This is a genomic window from Arthrobacter sp. Dra40, assembly GCF_059091905.1.
The window spans coordinates 41,157-58,805 of the sequence record NZ_JBNHHB010000029.1 but is presented as its reverse complement, the minus strand read 5'-3'; the positions used below and the strand labels follow the sequence as shown (position 1 = coordinate 58,805).

Below are 17,649 nucleotides of genomic sequence, written 5' to 3'. Positions count from 1 at the left end.
CGTTAATGCAGTCCTGCATCTGGCTCAGCTGCTTGTCGAGGTTGGTATAGCCTCCGGCCTCGTACATGCTGTACTCGACGTTGTCCCTCTGTGCCTCGGTCAGGGTCCCGTAGTTCGTGGCAGCCCAGTAGGAATCCTTCATGTGCGGGAACAGGACGCAGATCTTCCACTCCTTGGAAACTTTGTCCTTGGCAATGGGCGTATAGGTCGTTTGCGTCGTCTTGCCGTTCAGGGCCGTATTGAGGGCCGGTGTACTCCAGTTCTGCATCGAACCGGTATCCGTGGCCTGGCCACCTTGACCGTTCCCGGAGCCCCCCATTGCCCCGCACCCGGTTGCCGCCAAGGCCACCGCCAGTGCAAGCGCTCCGATCGAACTGGCTTTCCTATTCAGCTTCATGTGTCTCTCCAAGCTTGCCGATAGCCGAAGGCCGCACCCCAGTCGATTGCCTTTTGTTCACAATCTGCAGCGGTGTGGTCAGCATAGTCCGCGAGCTGGACCACATCAATACTTTTTGCGCTGTTTGCGAGCATTGGTTCCAGACTCAGTAAGTACAGCAGTAGCAGGTAGCCCGCTCGGCTGAAGGCATGCTGGTGCCCCAGCAGGCATTGCCGTCCTTGTGGTGTTCTCCGCGGTACCCGCTACTGGTGCAGGCGTAGGTTGCCCTGTTCGTGCTGCTTTCCTATGGCAAAGGCTTCAATGCGCTCACCATCGGCATCGCGTCCTTGCCCGCCGTTGCCGTCCCAAATTCTGCTCTTTGTCCGGCGCTGGACACGAACTCGCGATGTCCTTAAGCGCACCCGAAGTAAACTATAAAATTGTCAACATCAGACATGTGCCATGGAAAACGAAAGCGACTGAGTTCACCCAGTGCGGGCGAAGCTCAGAAGCTGATAGCAGCGAGGATGAAAAGCCGGATGAAAAGGGGAGTGCTGGACCCGATAGTGCAGGAGTCTACTCCGGCCATTATTGCCCGCCGGATCCGAGATGCAATCGCCCGAGGTGATTTCGCTCCCGGCATCCAACTTGGTGAAGCCGAGCTTGCTAGAGAACTTGGAGTCAGCCGGGGGCCACTGCGCGAGGCCATGCAGCGGCTCACCCAGGAGGGGTTGCTCGTCAGTTACCGGAACAGGGGGCTCTTCGTCGTCACCATGGATGAGGACGATTTCCGCGATATATACCTGGCCCGAACCGCCGTTGAGGCTGCGGCCATTAACCGCGTGGCCAGCACGGACCCGGAGGGCAACGGGGTCAAGCTAATGAAAGCCGTGCATGCCATGGAGGATTCGGCGGATACCCCCAACAGTGAAGCTATGACTGAAGCGGACATGAGCTTCCATGCCCTCTTGGTCGAACTCGCCGGCAGTCCCCGTTTGAAGAAGATGCACGACACTCTCCTGACTGAGACGCGGATGTGCCTCAATGCCCTGAAAGGTACGTACGCTACGGCTGACCGCCGCATCGCCGAGCATAAAGGCATCGCGGAAGCCATCTCGACGGGAAATTCAGACCTCGCCAAGAAGCTTATGGCCGAGCACATGGAGGACGCACTGATGCGGCTTATCCCGTAGGCATCCTGCGGATGCTGACGTTTCCTGTCAGCGCCGCTGATCCTCGACCGTGTGGTTACTAAGGCAAGAAGCTGCCGGGCTGAGGAAACATGCCTCGGCGTTAATTCGGTGGGAGTGTGAGTCGCTTTCTCACCTTCCGACGTGCACACCAATGCTCCCTCACTTCCACATGCCCTGCGGAAAGTGATGTGGCGTAAGTAATAGTGGCGGTGATGAGAGAAGTTGGGTTTGCGGAAGGGTGGGGAGTGGCGATCCCTAAACCCGCGGGATGGCCACGTACTTGATCTCCAAGAATTCATCCAAGCCCACGCGTCCGCCTTCGCGGCCCAGACCGGAGGCCTTGATGCCACCGAACGGCGCCGCTGGGTTGGAAACGATGCCTGTGTTAAGGCCGACCATGCCCGCCTCCAAATCCTCGCCGACGCGGAATGCACGGTCCAGGTCCTGGGTGAATACATAGCTGGCAAGGCCCCAAGGGGTATCGTTCGCCAGCCGTACCACCTCCTCTTCGGCGTCGAAGGGAATGACGGGCGCCACCGGGCCGAAGATCTCTTCGCTCATCAGCGCGGCGTCCGGGCTGACGTCGGAAAGCACCGTGGGGGAGTAGAAGTAGCCGCTGCCCTCTGGGCGGGAGCCGCCGCAAACCACTTGGGCGCCCCTTGAAACGGCATCATCCACGAGCTCCTGGACCTTTTTGAGCGCCTTTTCCTCTACTAGGGGGCCGACGTCCGTGCCGCTCACCGCGCCGTCGCCGACCTTGAGGGCGCTCAGTCGCTGCGCGAGGCGGACGGAGAAGTCGGCTGCCACGGAGCGCTGGACGAAAATTCGGTTGGCGGCGGTGCAGGCTTCCCCCATGTTCCGCATCTTCGCAGCGAAAGCGCCCTCAACGGCGCGGTCCAGGTCCGCGTCCTCAAAGACAATGAGGGGAGCGTTCCCGCCGAGTTCCATTGAAGAACGCATGACGTTTTTGGCAGCCTGCTCCAATAAGCGGATGCCCACGCCGGTGGACCCGGTGAAGCTGACCTTGCGGGCAATACCGCTTTCCATCCATGGGGTGACCACGTCGGAGGCTTTGGAAGTCGTGACCACGTTCAGCACACCCTTGGGGAGGCCAGCCTCTACCAGGACGTCCGCCAGTGCCAGCGAAGACAGCGGGGTGAGGTTGGCAGGTTTGAAGACCATGGTGCAGCCGGCCGCTATGGCAGGGCCGATCTTCCGGGTGCCCATAGCCAGCGGGAAGTTCCATGGCGTCACCAGGACGCAAGGTCCGACGGGTTCCTTCGAGACGAGGATGCGGTTCTTACCGTCGCCGGAGATGGTCAGATCTCCGTCGATGCGAACGGCTTCCTCTGAAAACCAGCGGAAGAACTCGGCGGCGTACGCCACCTCGCCTTTGGCCTCGGCGAAGGGCTTGCCCATCTCCGTGGTCATGATCAAAGCCAGTTCGTCTTGGCGGGCCATCATCAGGTCGAAGGCGCCACGCAGGATTTCGCTGCGCTCCCGGGGCGGGGTTTTTGCCCACTGTCTTTGGATTCGGCCGGCAGCCTCGATCGCACGGCGTGCGTCTTCCGGGCCCCCGTCAGCCACGCGGGCGATGACTTCCTCGGTGGCGGGATTGATGACATCGAACCGGGCACCGGAAGATGCCTCGGTCCACTCCCCGTCAATGTAGAGGTTTGTGCTGACCTTTGCGACGGCATTGAGCGCTTTTTGCGAAGTTCGGGAGGCGGCTGACTGAATGCTCATGAGAGATCCTTATCTTGGTTGAAGGCATTCGGTGCGCCTGTCCGGCGGGCGCCCGTTGCTGGGCTTGCGGGGGGACGGGGGCGAACAGCATCGATCATGGAGGGCTCAGGAGTCCGCGGAAACGGCTGCGGCTGCTATGGCGGTGGGGATTGCGTTTTCGAAGCGTTCGAGGCCGGTGGCGATTTCTTCGGCGGAGACGGTGAGGGCGGGGATGAGGCGGACGACGTTGCCTGCGGGGCCGCAGGTGAGGGTGAGCAGGCCGTGGTTGATGGTGGCCTGCTGGACTGCTGCTGCGGTGGCGGTGTCGGGGGCGCCGTCCTCGGTGGTGAATTCGATGCCTTGCATCAGGCCCTTGCCGCGGATGTCGCCGATGACAGGAAAACGGGCCTGAATTTCTTTGAGCCCCGTCTGGAGTTGCTCTCCGCGGATCCGTGAGTTCTCCACCAGCCCTTCGTCATGGATGACATCGAGGGTGGCGACGCCGGCGGCGGCAGAGACTGCATTCCCGCCGTAGGTTCCGCCCTGGGAGCCGGGCCAGCCCTTGGACATCAGTTCCGTGGAGGCGGCGATTGCAGAAATCGGAAAACCGGAGGCGATACCCTTGGCGGTGATGAGGATGTCCGGTGTGGCGGTGGAGTGCTGGTGACCCCAGAACTTGCCCATCCGGCCCACGCCTGACTGGACTTCGTCGAAGATCAGCTGGATGCCGTTCTGGTCGGCGCGTTCGCGCAGTCCTTCCTGGAACGCCGCCGGGGTGGGCAGGTACCCACCCTCACCGAGGGCCGGTTCGATCAGGAATGCTGCAGTATCGTTGGGTGCCGTGCCGGTCTGGAGCAGGTAGTCCAGTTCCTTCAATGCGAATTCCACTGCGGCCACCTCCTCCCAGCCGTACCGGTAGGCGTACGGGAAGACGGACATGTGCACCCCGGACATCAGCGGGGAGAACCCTGCGGAGAACTTCGTTCCGGCAGTAGTAAGCGACGCCGCCGCCACCGTCCGACCGTGGAAACCGCCCTGGAACACTACAATGTTTGGCCGACCCGTAGCCATCCTCGCCAAACGAATCGCAGCCTCAACCGCCTCCGATCCGGAATTGGCGTAAAACACCGAATCCAAGCCTTCGGGCAGTACCTCACCAAGCTTCTCGGTCAGCGCCAGCAAGGGCTTGTGCATCACGGTGGTGTACTGCGCGTGGATGATTTTTCCCACCTGATCGCGGGCAGCCTCCACGACCCGCGGATGGCAATGACCCGTGCTCGTCACCCCAATGCCGGTAGTGAAATCAAGGTACGACTTTCCATCAGTCGCGTGTACCCAACTGCCGAGGGCGTGATCAACCACCAGTGGGGTAGCTTGCTTCAGAAGAGGGCTGAGAGACGCCATGGCTCCAATGATGCAGATCACATCATCCTATTGTCAACAATCCGCCCATCGTCGAGTGCGACAGCGAGTTGCCGGTCTAGGTGCAAAGCGAAGCGCTTCGAGGGGAATATAAAACAAAGGGTTGGCTCGCTTTCAAACGGCTTCGTGATGTTTAGACTTAACCTCTGGCTCCGCGTAGCGCGGGGAACTGTGCTCAGCTGTTAGGCGCTCTGGAACGCATTCCGGCGTCTTGGTTCGCGGGGCCTAACCCTACCCACCTGGCGGATCGGAGCCTAAGCGAGGTTCCCGGCGATGTCCGGCTGCTGGACTTCAGTTGCTCGCAGGCGGCTGAACGCCGGTCTTGGCCTCCTTCTCGGATCGCGGGCCCTGGCCTTCGGTCAGGCGTACTGCCATGAGGCAGGTCATCTGTCCTTCGAGTGTGTCCAGACGCAGCCGGAGCAAGGACTCAAGCTTCCGAAGCCGCTGAGCGAGGGTGTTTCGATGGATGAAGAGTTTCTCGCATGCCTGTGATGGCTGGCAGTCGCTGTCCAGATACGTTTTGAGCGTGTCCAAGAGGTGTCCTGAATGTTTACGGTCATGGGCCACGATTGGCAAGAAGAGCTTGCGTGCGCCGGCGAGTGCCCCGTGGCCGGCAGCCGCGGCTAGGACGGCATCGATACTGAGCTCGGGGGCCGTTACCGGCTCCGTTACTTGGTGTACTAGCTCGGTCGCAGCGCAGAGACCCAGGCGCAACTCGTTCAGGCTCTCGCACGGACCCTTGAGGACCACTGCCTGATTCGGGGCCAGTGATCGGAAGTTCTCCGTTAGTGACGACGCGATGCTCCCGCCCTTGGCGGCTTGAAGCAGGTCCGGGGTTGGCCGCTGGGCCAGCGCGACGACAGCGCCGTCCAGAACAATGATTCGAACCTCCTCGAATGCCTCCTGAAGCATCAGGCGTATCTTCCAGACATTCGCGGGGCCGTCTTCGGGCAGCGCTGCCACTACCGCCAGAGTCGCGCGTTTGTCGTCCAGTCCGGTCGAGCGGAAGGTGCGGGCGAATTCGTGCCACGCGATCCCCTGCCAATCGACGGCTTGTGAGAGGAGCAATTGAAGCTGGGGTTGCCGGCCGGACGCCGTTTGCAGGGTACTTCTTAGCTGCACTGCCATGATGGAGGCCGCAGGTGCCAGCAGGGCAGACAGGGGTTCGTCCCGGGTGCTTCGCTGAACGACAAGCTGGAACGAGGCGCCGCCACCCATCGGGAGCGGGACGCTTCGTTCATCGTCACCGGTGGTGGCAGCACGGCGCAGATCCTCGTTGGTCCAACGGGAATTGCCGGGCGATTGGGCGATGACGGAACCGCCGCCGTCGATTATCGCCACCGAGCCCCCGACTGCCTTTCCAACCTCGCCGAGCATCTTGCGCACAGAAGATGCTGTGGCAGCATGCCGGGAGCAGGCTTCCGCCAGCTCCCATGACCGGGTCCGTACGGTGGAATGCTCGGCCTGCAGCACATTCGTGATGTGCCGGTGGACCTGCAGGAAGGAGACAGAGCGGGGTATTTCCAAAAGGGGAACGTCGAAGCTGGTGGCCGCCTTGACCAATCCTGGGGGTATGAGGTGATGGGCGGCTCCCGTACCGAAGGCAATAGCCGCAACGGGAACACTGGCAAGCCGCTCGACGTAGGCGGACCAGGTCCGGTCGTCCTCGATGTTCATGCCGATGCCGTTGGTCAGCAGGAGGACGTTCGGGGTCAGGAGCGGCCTGGGATCCATGATCTCCGTTGGTGCGCACCAGCTGATCCTGCGCTCAAGCCGTCCGGCGGAAGACGGCGTATGGAGGCGCAACTGGAGGGCAGCGTCCGCTAGCAAGTCAGCGACGATCATCAGGATTCCTTTGATTGCACCTGCTTCAACTTTATGTGCGCATTGCCCACTTGGGCAGGCCCGATGTTGGGCGGCTGCCTACTTCCATGCCGGACAGGGAGGCCCATAGGGTTGGTGCCATGCCGCAATCTGTGACAGCGGGTCAATCTCTAACGCTCAACTCGGACTTGGGCGAATCCTTGGGCCTGCACTCCTTTGGGAACGACGCTCAACTCATGGACATCATCGACGTGGCCAACGTTGCCTGCGGTTTCCACTCAGGGGATCCGGACACAATGGCCGCGAGCGTGGAGGCTGCAGGCCAACGCGGCGTGAAGATCGGGGCCCATCCCGGACTGCCGGACTTGGTGGGATTCGGGCGCCGTGAGATGAGGCTGACGGGCGCGGAGGTGGAGACTCTGCTCCTGTATCAGGTCGGGGCGCTGACGGCGTTTTTGAAGCGGTACGGCCTGGCACTGAATCACATCAAGCCGCATGGCTCGCTCTACGGCATGCTTGCCCGCGACGCCGGGCTCATGGAGGCCGCGGTGAGGGTGGCAACCCTGTACAGCGTTCCTTTCTACGGCCTGGCGGGAACTGAGCACCAGAAGGTATGCGACCAATTCGGCGTTCCCTTCGTCGGGGAACTGTACGTTGACCTGAACTATGGACCCCGGGGTGAACTGCTGATCCAGCGCCGGCCCGAACCCACCGATCCGGCGGCGGCCGGGAACCGCGTACGCCGGGTTCTAAACGAGGGGGTGGTTGAAGCGGTGGATGGAACGCTGCTCGACATCAGTTTTGAAAGTGTATGTGTGCACTCGGATGCTCCGAACGCCGTCGAGGTAGCGGCGGCGGTGCGCGAAGCGCTGTCGTCAAACGCCTCTGCCGCTCCCACCGCCTCCTGAAAGGGGTTCCCCTGTGGCTGATATCCTCTCCCCGCTGCCGGGCATTTTCTACCGCAAGCCCGGCCCGGACAAGGAGCCCTACGTCAACGAAGGCGACCATGTCGACGTCGGCCAAACCGTCGGCATGGTTGAAGTCATGAAGCAGTTCACCGAGGTCCGCAGTGATGCCGCCGGCACGATTGATCATTTCATTATTGAGGACGGTGGCACCGTGAATCCCGGGGAAGCCATAGCGACGGTCAGCGAGGGGTGACATGGAACGGCTGTTCATTGCCAATCGGGGCGAGATAGCGGTCCGTGTTATACGCTCCGCCCGGGAGCTCGGCATCGGTACCGTCGTGGCTGCGAGCGAACCGGATGAGAAGTCCCACGCGGCGCGGTTGGCCGACGGGTACAGGCTCGTCGGCCCGGCGCCGGCCACCAAGAGCTACCTGGACCAGTCAGCGGTGCTTTCCGCCGCTCTGGAGAGCGGGTGCGACGCCGTCCACCCCGGCTACGGGTTCCTGTCCGAAAACGCGGCTTTCGCGGCCGCCGTCATTGACGCCGGTTTGATCTGGGTCGGTCCTTCGCCCGAAGCCATCGAGCTGATGGGGGACAAGGCGCGGGCTCGGGATGCAGCCCGGCGGGCAGGTGTGCCGATCCTGCAGGGCAGCGAGGGCGCCGTCGGGCATGGCGAGGACCTCATCGCCGAAGGGCGGGAGATCGGGTATCCCCTTCTGGTCAAGGCATCGGCCGGCGGCGGCGGCCGCGGCATCCGTTTGGTCGCAGCCGAGCAGGATCTGGTCGCAACCGTCGAGGTGGCCCAGGCGGAGGCCCGGGCGGCCTTCGGCAGTGCTGATGTCTACCTTGAGCGCTTCCTGGGCCGGGCCAGGCACGTGGAGGTGCAGGTTCTCGGGGACGGCCAGGATGCCATCCACTTGGGGGACCGCGACTGTTCGATGCAGCGGCGCCAGCAGAAAATCCTTGAGGAGGCACCTGCACCTGCACTGCCCGACGCGGTCCGGGAAAGGATCCGGGAATCCTCGGTGGAGCTGGCCCGCGAATGCCACTACCGGGGCCTCGGCACCGTCGAGTTCCTCTACGATCCCGAATCGCATGAGGCGGCATTCATCGAAATGAACACCCGCCTTCAGGTGGAGCATCCGGTGACCGAGATGATCACCGGCCTGGACCTAGTGCGCGAACAATTGCTCGTCGCCGGCGAGGGACAGCTGCCCCTGTCCCAGGATGAAGTCCAGTTCCGGGGCCATTCCTTCGAATTCCGGCTCAATGCGGAGGACCCGTCCAGCGGCTTTATGCCCAGCCCCGGCACCTTGGAACGCCTGGACTGGCCTGGCGGGCCGGGTGTGCGGATCGATTCCGGGTTCGTCGCAGGCTCGGTGGTCGCACCGTTCTACGACTCGCTGCTGGCCAAAATCATTGTCTGGGACGCCAGCCGGGACGAAGTCATCGCCCGGTCCGTGCGGGCGCTGGGTGAGGTGGATGTGGAAGGAGTCAAGACCACCCTGCCCCTGCTTCAGGCGTTGATCCAGCGACCCGAGCTGCGGGACGTGGAGCATCATTCGAAGTTCCTGGAGACCACGCCGGAGCTGCTGGGAAGTGCGGCATGACCGCGCCAGCCGCCGGGGCTACCGCCCGTTATACCTGGGGAGGGGACGAGTTCCTCTTTGTGGAAATCGACGAGGCCATGAGCCTTGCCGCGAACTTCCGTTCCAACGCCATGGCATCCCTGCTCGGCGCGGACAAAGTTGGCGGCATCACCGACATCTGCCCAGCAAATGCCTCGCTGCTCATCCGGTTCGATCCAGATGTCCTGCCTCCCGCTGAGCTGGAGGAGAGGGTGCGGCGGATCGAGGAGACGGTCGCCCGGGCCGCCCATCCCACGCTGGACACCCGCCTGGTGGAAATACCGGTTTGGTACAACGATCCCTACTCCAATGAGACAGCTGCCCGGTTCAGGGACAACCACCAGCGCCCGGAGGGCACGGACCTTGAGTTCGCCGCCCAAGAGAACGGCCTTTCCTCGGTCGACGAATTCATCCGGCGGCACTACGGCTCTCCCTGGCTGGTGTCGATGGTCGGCTTTGTTGCTGGCTTGCCCTTCATGTTCCAGATTGTTCCGCAGGAGCAGCAGTTGGAAGTGCCGAAGTACCTCAGTCCCCGGACCGATACCCCTGCCTTGACCGTTGGGCATGGCGGGTGCTTCGCCTGCATCTACTCCGTCCGCGGCGCCGGCGGTTATCAGATGTTCGGCATCGCAGCGGCGCCGATTTTCGATCCGGCCCAGTCGCTGCCGGATTTCAAGGATTTCATGGTCTTTTTCCGGCCCGGCGACATCGTCAAGTTCCGCTCCGTGGATGAGGCTGAATACCGGAAGATCCAGGACGAAGTCGAGGCCGGCACCTTCAAGTATCGGCAAGCACCGGTCCAATTCGATCTACAGCGGGCGTTGGAGCATCCGGAAGAATACAACAGGGAGATACTGGAGCGACTCAATGGCACTTGAGATCCTTGAACCTGGCCTGGCCACGACGGTCCAGGACCGGGGCCGCTTCGGATACTACAATGTCGGCATCCCGCAAGGCGGCGCGATGGACGGGCTGTCTGCGGAGATGGCCAACGCGCTGGCCGGAAACACCCCTGCTGAAGCCGTGCTGGAGTGCACCTATATGGGCCCCACGTTCCGTACGGATGACGCGGCGGTCATCGCGGTCACCGGCGCGCCGGTGGATGTCAAAGTCAATGGCGGGGCGCGAGAGCAGTGGTCGCGGCTGGAACTGGACGCCGGCGACGAGGTCTCCTTCGGCATCCTCAAAGGCGGGACCCGCTTCTACATCGCCGTCCGTGGGGGCATCGACGTGCCGGTGGTCCTGGGCAGCCGTTCCACCTACGGGCTCGGCGGGATCGGCGGATTTGCCGGCCGGCCGCTGCGGGCCGGTGACCTGGTCCCCGTCGGGAACGGCGCCGCACCGTACGGGTCGGAACCACCGCAGGAGATCGATCCCGGGCTCCGCCCGGTGTTCGAGAAGGAGGTCTCCCTCCGGGTCATGCCCGGGTTGTACGACCACCGGCTGACGGCACGGGGAATGGAAACGCTTCTTGGCGCCATCTGGACCCTCACTCCGGTGGCGGACCGAACCGGCCTGCGCTATTCCGGGCCGGAGGTGGAATGGGAGCCCCGGCAACAGCCCTTCGGCGCCGGGTCGGACCCGTCGAACATCGTGGATGCGGGCTACGCCGTCGGATCCATCCAGATCCCCGGAGGCAAGGAGCCGATTGTGCTGCACCGGGACGCGGTTTCGGGCGGCGGCTACGCCATGGTGGCCACGGTTATCAGCGTGGACATGGATCTGCTGGCACGCAGCGCACCGGGGACCAAGACCCGTTTCCGCCCGGTGAGCATGGACGAGGCACTGGCAGCCAGGGCGCAGCAGCGGTCCCTGCGCGCCAGATTATGGGGCGAGGGGGACTGACACGCGCGAGACGGTTGACGGGTGCAGGCCCGGTTGGGTTGGCGGGATCCTTAATGGTCACGGGACGTCGGCTGCTCTCGTTCACCGATGCCTCCTGCGTGGTTCCCACGCATTCTCCGGGCACGTTCGGCCCGCCGGTAGTGAAGTTCGCCAAACTTAAATTATTGACGTGACCTCCGCCACATCGTAGAGTATTGGCCACCCTACCCGGATTGGGTACGAGGAAGAGGGCCGGAAGGCTCTGGGGGAACGTTATAGAGCGAGGAACGGCATCCGTTCCGAGCACGAGCTGTTTAGCCGCATTGGGAGCAGCCATGATCCCTCAGGACGCCAGCGAAGCGCATGTTGTGCTACTGGCAACGGGAGGAACCATTGCATCCCGGTCCCCTCCCGAGGACGGGGAGCCGCTGGTGCCGCACCTAGGGGGAGCGGCCGCTAGCAAGCGCTGCGTCGTCTTTGTTTTTGGTGCGCTGGGTCGACGCGCTTCTTGAGGGTTCCTACCTGTTGAGGTTCTGGCGCCGTCGTTACATGGAACGCACGCCCTCCTGGAAACGTCCTCGCTGGACCTGACCCACGACGACCAGCGTCCCCCAGGGCCGAGAAGACAGCCGAAGCCTCATGCTCGAACGGGTCATCGAGCACATTCACACCCACGACGGCGTCGGTTGGCTCACGTCCGCACAGATCGCCGATTCCTGCATCAGCCGCTCGCCGCGAAAGGAAACAAGCCGTGAGCACCCGTGAGGTCAGTGTTGACCTGACTACCCCCACCCAGGATGAGAAGCGACGCTTCCCTTCCTTCTCCAAGAAAACCACCAACACTTCCACCGTCCTGGCCCTTCTGGCGTGGACCATTGCCGTGTTCGACTTCGGGCTGTTCGGCACGCTGCTGCCGGCTATGCAGGATGAGTTCGGCTGGACCGCCCCCGAAGCCTACGCCATCAATACCTGGATCGCGGTCGGTACCGCGATCGTGTGCTTCGCCATCGGTCCTGTCATCGACCGCCTCGGCCGGCGCAAGGGCATGATGACCACCATCGGCGGCACCGCCGTCGTTTCCGGCCTGACCGCGCTGATCCCCACCGGACTGGGTGTGATCAGCAACGGGCTCCTGGTCTTCATCCGGTCCTTCGGCGGTCTGGGTTTCTCCGAACAGGCGGTGAACGCCACCTACATGAACGAGGTTTATCAGGTCACCGAGGACGAGAAGAGACGCCGGCGCCCGGGCTTCCACTATTCCTTCATTCAGGGCGGCTGGCCGCTGGGTTTCCTGCTGGCCAGTGCGCTGGCCCTGGCCTTCCTGCCCGCCTTCGGCTGGCGGCCCCTGTATGTGATGGCGTGTATCCCCGCGGCCATCATCATGTGGGTCATAGCAAAAAAGCTACGGGAAACCCCGCAGTTCGAACTGCACCACCGGCTTACGCAGCTGGAGAAGCACGGACAAGGCGAGCAGGCGCATGCGCTGGCCCATGCCTACGGGGTGGAGCACTCGTCCGCGGCGCCGCTGAAGCGCATCTGGGAGCCGCATCTGCGCCGGAACACGATCGTCTTTTCCCTGGCCTGGATCATCAACTTCTTCGGCATCACGATCTTCAGCGTGCTCGGCACTTCGGTGCTGAAGAACGCCAAGGGCGTGGAACTGTCCACCGCCTTCTGGCTGCTGATCGTCATCAACGGGCTGGCCTACTTCGGCTACGTCTTCCACGGCTGGCTGGGCGACAAGATCGGCCGCAAGCGGACGATCGTCATCGGCTGGATCATCTCAGGCATCTGCTTCAGCATTATGCTCAGCCCACTGGCCGTCAATTCGGGGATGATCATCCTGACGTACGGTGCGGGCCTGTTCTTTTTGGTTGGCCCTTATGCGGCCATCCAGTACTTCATGGCCGAGTGCTATCCGGTCAGCTGCCGTGCCACCGGTACCTCCTTCATCGGCGCCATGAGCCAGCCGGGCACCATCCTTGGCGGTGCCATCTTCACTGCGGTGGCTGCCGGGGCAGGCACCGGAGTGGCCGCCCTGTGGGTGGGGGCGTTGGGGACCCTGGTCTCCGGACTGCTGATGCTCGCTGCCAAGCCGCCGCTTGAGGCTATCTTGGAGGATCATCCCCATGATGCCTGACAATGCGCCGGTAGCCTGAGAGAGAGCCCGACGACGATCGGCGCGAGCGCGCAGGTCATTCGGGCGCTGGGCGCCTGCGGTTGCGCTTGGTTTCGGAGCGCAAGCGTTTTCCTTCGAGCCGACGACGCCGCGAGCCACTCGTGGGCCGGGTTGCTCGCCGGATGACAGGGGGAGCCACTGCGTCTCGCAGGATTGCGACCAAGCGTTGCCTCGCCGCAGTCCTGTTTCGCCGCTGGGAGCGGTGCTCGGAGGCGCTGATGATCAGCACCGTGCCCGAGAGTCTCTCGTAGAGCCGCTCGATGGCTCGTTCGCGTTGGACCTCGCTCAGTGCTGTTGTCGTGCCTAGATCGAGACTGAGTTGCACGCGTGAATCGGCGGTGTTAACGCTCTGGCCGCCCGGGCCGGAGGCTCGGGAGAACTGCTCGAGCAACTCTCCCGCCGGTACCCGGAGGCCGCGGGGCGCGCCGGGTCCCGGAGGCACATGCAGGTCGTCCACAGGATTATTGTCCCGCAGCTCCAATGCAACGTTGCCGGGATGATGTGTAGTCTTCGCATCGCTTGTCAGCGAGTGTGGTTGCCGCGGTGCTCGAACGAGGTTGAAATAAGGTTCAACGTCTAACGTCGATGACGCGGAGCGCAGCGGGCAGGGGCTTCTCTTCTGCGGACGCGGCTCGCTAGCATGGCGCACATGGCCATCAAACTTGAGAACGTCGGTATCGCCGTTCGCGACCTGGAAGCAACGATCGCCTTTTTCACCGACCTCGGTTTGACAGTTATCGGACGTGACACGGTCAGTGGTGAGTGGACCGACACCGCCGTCGGACTCGATGGCAACCACGCCAAGATCGCGATGCTCCAGACCCCAGACGGTCACGGTCGACTCGAACTCTTCGAATACCTCCACCCCGACGCGATAGAGACGTCGCCCACTCGCCCCAACGAGATTGGCATGCACCGCGTCGCTTTCTCAGTAGATGATTTGGACAAGGCCCTCGAGATAGCCGCGAAACACGGCTGCCGTCCGCTTCGCGGTGTGGCGACTTATGAGGACGTCTATAGGCTCACGTACGTCCGCGGTCCCAGCGGCATTATCGTGATGTTCGCTGAGGAACTGACGAAGAAGTGACCGCCGTCGGCCAAGTCTGGCGTGCTGTGCGGATGCGAGGCCCTTCCCGTCAGCCCATCGGAGGAGTGAGGCCGTACCGGGCGATGATGTCCGGAAGCCACGGGGCCTCGCCGAACTGGAGTCCGTACTCGGCTGCCAGTTTGCCGATGGCTTCCGGGTCGGTTGGTTCCCCGGTTTCGAGCTGATCGGCCACACTCCAGAAGAAGTGCTCGAACCCGGCGGGACTGATCACTTCGATCATCCTCGCCGGAATTTTGCCGGCGTTCCACATGGTGTGCAGTTCGCCGCGCGGTTTCGTGATGTAGCCCCCGGCGCCCAGCACCGCCTCGCGCTCGCCGGAGCGGAATCCGATCTCGCCTTCAAGGACGATCGAATACTCATCCTCACGGGTATGCATGTGCGGCGGAACCAAAGCCCCAACCGGGAACGGATGCTCCACGATCGAGATCTGCTCGTTGGTGTGTTCGCCGAACAGTTTGAAGACAACCCCGATACTTCCGAGGCTGCCTTCACGTCCTTCCCTTGGCTGCACGACGGTGAGCCGCGGAGCCTCCTCAGCGCCCATGACCGGCCACCCCTTCGAATTCGATATACAGTGGTGTATATCGAATTGTCCAACCGCAGAGGGAGGGCGTCAACACTTTGAGCGAACAGCTACGTTCAACCACACCGCGCCGCTATCAAATGGTTAAGCGGGCCGAGCAGGTGGACACCACGCGTCAGCGCATCGTTGACGCCGCAGTGGCCCTGCATGGTTCCGTGGGCCCTGCCCGGACGACGATTGCCGGAGTCGCCGAGCGGGCCGGGGTGACCCGCCTGACGGTCTATCGGCATTTCGCCGACGACGAGGCACTGTTCGCTGCCTGTTCCTCGCATTGGCTGTCACAGCAGCAACTACCGGATCCAGCTGCCTGGTCCGAGCTCCCGGATCCGCTGGAACGCCTCCACGCTGGCCTGACGGATCTCTACCGGTTTTATCGCGGCGGCGAATCGATGCTCGCGCGTATCTATGCCGACTTGGATGCACTCCCGGACAGACGCCGCAAAGAGCTCGAGGAGCGCAATGCGTTTTTCCGCGATGCACTGCTTGACCCCTTTCCGGAGACCGGTAGGAGTGGTCAGCTGCGCGCCGTCGTCGGCCACGCTATTTCATTCTGGACGTGGCGGTCGCTCTGCCACGACAACGGGCTTTCCAGTCGGGACGCAGTCCAGGCCATGACAGCCCTGGCAGCAACGACGGCTGGCGAGGGCCAGCGGTAGCCTTTGCCCTGCCCAGAACAGGTAGGAGTGCCGGCCTGCCAAGTCCGCTCAGGGCGACGATGAGATCCGTCGGTCCAGGCAGCAACACGGATCGCGAACGCCGGCGCTGCAGATTGTGTCCTAGCGTCGGAAAGTCAGGTGGACCGTGCCACTCTCGGCCGTCTCCGCGGTGACGTCGTAGTCGGATTCCAGGCCGCGCAGGTCGTCCCAGAGGCGGATGCCGCGCCCCAGGATGATGGGCGCGATCGCGACGTGGAGCTGGTCGACGAGCCCGGCCTTCAGGAAGTCGCGCGCGACGGTCGCTCCGCCGCCCACGCGGACGTCCCTGCCACCGGCGGCTTCCAGCGCGCGGTCGAGCGCCTCCTGTGGCGTTGCGGAGAGGAAGTGGAACGTTGTGCCGCCTGTCATTTCGATCGGCGGCCGTGGGGCGCTGTGCGTGAGCACGAAGACCGGGATCCGGAACGGGGGCTCGTCGCCCCACCAGCCTCGCCAGTCCGGGTCGTCAGGGAAGTGGTGCAGGCCGAACATCCCTGCGCCCATAATCTCTGCTCCGAGCTCCGCGAAGTACGCCTTCGCATACTCGTCGTCCACGCCGGTGGTGCCCTGGCCGGAGGTGTCGAGTAAGACGCGTTCGCGGAAGGTCCGGGTCGCGGCATATGCGCCGACCAGACGAGACCAGTCTTCGCCCATCGGTTTCTCGGGGGTTTGATCCGTCGTCGTCGCGAACCCGTCGAGGGAGATGTTGAGGTCAACGCGAACGGCCATCGGTACTCCAAGTCATGAGCGCTTTAGATTGCATTCACGATACTGGAGGCTCCAAGCTGGTCAAGGAGGATCTCCTGAAGCCTCATTCCGGTTGCTGGATCGATGCCGTTGTCGCCTCATCGAGCGCCTCGATCACCGGCTAGGCCGTGAAGCGGCGGCGGGGCGGGCGGGCATCTTTCATGAGTCAACGCGGACTCTTGACACGGCGGATGCGTGCTCTGCATTCTGGGCGGAGGTGCTCCAGTGATATTCCACAGGCGAAGCAGTCATGCGGCCAGAGTGGCAGGAAATCGTGAAACGTCACCTCCAAAGACCGGCGCCCGGTAGTCGGCGCAGTATCTTGGGCATGGCCTCGGTGATTGCGTTCCTGTTGGTCGTCGGGTGGGGCATGTTCTTCGGCGTCGTTTTGCCCGGTCAGTACGAAGTGGCCGACCGGGCGCCATTCGGCCTCGGACTGGCGTTTACCGCATTCATCCTGGGGGCGCGCCACGCGTTTGACGCCGACCATATTGCGGCGGTGGACAACACAACCCGCAAGCTGGTGGGGGAGGGCAGCCGGCCCGTGTCCGTGGGGTTCTGGTTCGCCCTGGGGCATTCGACCGTCGTGATCGTTGCTGTCACGCTGCTTGCCGCCGGACTGAATAGGTTGGCCGACCAGATTTCCGACGGCGATTCGTTGCTCGCCTCGATAACCGGAGTTTGGGGTGTCATCGTCTCCGGACTTTTCCTGCTACTGATCGGTACCTTGAACCTGTATTCGCTCATCGGGATCGCCCGCGTATTCCGCCAGCTCAGGACTGGCGAATACAACGAAGCTGAAATCGAGGACCTGCTGCAAAACCGCGGCCTGCTTAACCGGCTATTGGCACCGCTGGCCCGACAGATCGACCGGCCTTGGAAGATGTATCCCATCGGCGTGTTGTTCGGACTGGGGTTCGATACGGCAACGACGATTGGGTTGTTTGTGATCGGCGGCAGTGCCGCCCTGACCGCTCCCTGGTATGTGGTTCTCGTTCTGCCGGTCCTGTTCACCGCCGGCATGACGTTGTTCGACACGCTCGATGGCATCTTCATGCACCGGGCCTATCAGTGGGCCTACGCGCGCCCGGTCCGGAAGGTGTACTACAACCTCATGGTCACCGGCACGTCCGTCATTGTGGCTTTCCTCGTCGGCGGAGTGGGCCTGTTGGGGCTGGTGGCCGAGAGAATGCAGGTAGACAGCGGTCCCGTTGCCTGGGTCGCTTCCGTGAATCTGGAGAACTTCGGCTTCCTGATCTGCGGGCTGTTCGCGGCAACCTGGTTGGCCGCGGTCGCGTACTGGAAACTGGGCAAAGTCGAGGCCCGCTATTCCCTGCCGGACTAATATCAACACCGGTGGGTGCCGCGTAGCGCCTGACGCAGCGATTCCTCGATAGCACCTACACGGGGATCTTTCATGCGTCAAGGGGATAGTTGCGC

16 protein-coding genes and 1 pseudogene are annotated in these 17,649 nt (G+C 63.1%); 10 read left to right on the top strand and 7 right to left on the bottom strand.

The genetic code is table 11. The annotated features are described in order from the left end of the window. Nucleotides 1-268 (bottom strand): annotated as a pseudogene (locus AC5RWT_RS14505) (hypothetical protein); the annotation flags it as partial. A 647-nt stretch (nt 269-915) separates the two neighbouring features. Here AC5RWT_RS14505 and AC5RWT_RS14500 point away from each other — a divergent pair. Continuing rightward, nucleotides 916-1,569 carry a GntR family transcriptional regulator gene (locus AC5RWT_RS14500; RefSeq protein ID WP_494045848.1) on the top strand — a complete coding sequence of 218 codons (654 nt, stop codon included), beginning with the start codon at nt 916-918 and terminating at the stop codon, nt 1,567-1,569. Between the two features lie 255 nt (nt 1,570-1,824). Here the strand turns inward: AC5RWT_RS14500 and AC5RWT_RS14495 are convergent, their stop codons facing one another. The 3 genes from AC5RWT_RS14495 to AC5RWT_RS14485 all read right to left on the bottom strand — a co-directional run bounded on the left by AC5RWT_RS14495 (nt 1,825) and on the right by AC5RWT_RS14485 (nt 6,561). Continuing rightward, the gene (locus AC5RWT_RS14495; protein WP_494080779.1) at nt 1,825-3,315 is read right to left on the bottom strand and encodes an NAD-dependent succinate-semialdehyde dehydrogenase; all 1,491 of its coding nucleotides are present in this window, start codon (nt 3,313-3,315) and stop codon (nt 1,825-1,827) included. A 105-nt stretch (nt 3,316-3,420) separates the two neighbouring features. After that, nucleotides 3,421-4,698, bottom strand: coding sequence for an aspartate aminotransferase family protein (locus AC5RWT_RS14490; RefSeq protein WP_494080778.1), 1,278 nt, complete (start codon nt 4,696-4,698; stop codon nt 3,421-3,423). A gap of 309 nt (nt 4,699-5,007) precedes the next feature. Further along, complete coding sequence (locus AC5RWT_RS14485; RefSeq protein WP_494045448.1) at nt 5,008-6,561, bottom strand: PucR family transcriptional regulator; 1,554 nt, start codon at nt 6,559-6,561, stop codon at nt 5,008-5,010. An 86-nt stretch (nt 6,562-6,647) separates the two neighbouring features. On the opposite strand from AC5RWT_RS14485, the gene pxpA reads away from it, so the two are divergent. From pxpA to AC5RWT_RS14455, 6 genes are all read left to right on the top strand, one after another. Then, a complete protein-coding gene (gene pxpA, locus AC5RWT_RS14480) occupies nt 6,648-7,448 on the top strand; it encodes a 5-oxoprolinase subunit PxpA (protein WP_494080777.1) in 801 nt (266 codons plus the stop codon). Nucleotides 7,449-7,461: 13 nt separating this feature from the next. Beyond that, a complete protein-coding gene (locus AC5RWT_RS14475; protein ID WP_494045450.1) occupies nt 7,462-7,701 on the top strand; it encodes an acetyl-CoA carboxylase in 240 nt (79 codons plus the stop codon). 1 nt (nt 7,702) lies between these two features. Beyond that, nucleotides 7,703-9,058: an acetyl-CoA carboxylase biotin carboxylase subunit gene (locus AC5RWT_RS14470; RefSeq protein WP_494045451.1), complete on the top strand. Its 1,356-nt coding sequence runs from the start codon at nt 7,703-7,705 to the stop codon at nt 9,056-9,058. Further along, nucleotides 9,055-9,954, top strand: a complete 900-nt coding sequence (locus AC5RWT_RS14465) for a 5-oxoprolinase subunit B family protein (protein WP_494080776.1) — start codon at nt 9,055-9,057, stop codon at nt 9,952-9,954. The genes AC5RWT_RS14470 and AC5RWT_RS14465 overlap by 4 nt, the downstream gene beginning before the upstream one ends. Next, a complete protein-coding gene (locus AC5RWT_RS14460; protein ID WP_494080775.1) occupies nt 9,944-10,921 on the top strand; it encodes a 5-oxoprolinase subunit C family protein in 978 nt (325 codons plus the stop codon). Before AC5RWT_RS14465 ends, AC5RWT_RS14460 begins: the two co-directional genes overlap by 11 nt. A 730-nt stretch (nt 10,922-11,651) precedes the next feature. After that, complete coding sequence (locus tag AC5RWT_RS14455) at nt 11,652-13,040, top strand: MFS transporter (protein ID WP_494080774.1); 1,389 nt, start codon at nt 11,652-11,654, stop codon at nt 13,038-13,040. A 55-nt stretch (nt 13,041-13,095) separates the two neighbouring features. On the opposite strand, the gene arfB is transcribed toward AC5RWT_RS14455, so the two are convergent. After that, entirely contained in the window at nt 13,096-13,536 is a 441-nt protein-coding gene (gene arfB / locus AC5RWT_RS14450) for an alternative ribosome rescue aminoacyl-tRNA hydrolase ArfB (RefSeq protein WP_494045455.1), read from the bottom strand. A gap of 192 nt (nt 13,537-13,728) precedes the next feature. Here arfB and AC5RWT_RS14445 point away from each other — a divergent pair, with 192 nt between their 5' ends. Next, on the top strand, nt 13,729-14,166 hold the full coding sequence (locus AC5RWT_RS14445) for a VOC family protein (RefSeq protein WP_494080773.1): 438 nt from the start codon (nt 13,729-13,731) through the stop codon (nt 14,164-14,166). A gap of 49 nt (nt 14,167-14,215) precedes the next feature. Here AC5RWT_RS14445 and AC5RWT_RS14440 read toward each other — a convergent pair whose 3' ends face one another. Next, nucleotides 14,216-14,731, bottom strand: coding sequence for a cupin domain-containing protein (locus tag AC5RWT_RS14440; RefSeq protein ID WP_494080772.1), 516 nt, complete (start codon nt 14,729-14,731; stop codon nt 14,216-14,218). 77 nt (nt 14,732-14,808) lie between these two features. On the opposite strand from AC5RWT_RS14440, the gene AC5RWT_RS14435 reads away from it, so the two are divergent. Beyond that, nucleotides 14,809-15,426: a TetR/AcrR family transcriptional regulator gene (locus AC5RWT_RS14435; RefSeq protein WP_494080771.1), complete on the top strand. Its 618-nt coding sequence runs from the start codon at nt 14,809-14,811 to the stop codon at nt 15,424-15,426. Between the two features lie 120 nt (nt 15,427-15,546). Here the strand turns inward: AC5RWT_RS14435 and AC5RWT_RS14430 are convergent, their stop codons facing one another. Beyond that, nucleotides 15,547-16,191, bottom strand: a complete 645-nt coding sequence (locus AC5RWT_RS14430; RefSeq protein WP_494045460.1) for a dihydrofolate reductase family protein — start codon at nt 16,189-16,191, stop codon at nt 15,547-15,549. Between the two features lie 268 nt (nt 16,192-16,459). On the opposite strand from AC5RWT_RS14430, the gene nicT reads away from it, so the two are divergent. Next, on the top strand, nt 16,460-17,554 hold the full coding sequence (gene nicT, locus AC5RWT_RS14425; protein WP_494080770.1) for a Nickel transporter NicT: 1,095 nt from the start codon (nt 16,460-16,462) through the stop codon (nt 17,552-17,554). Nucleotides 17,555-17,649 lie beyond the last annotated feature (95 nt).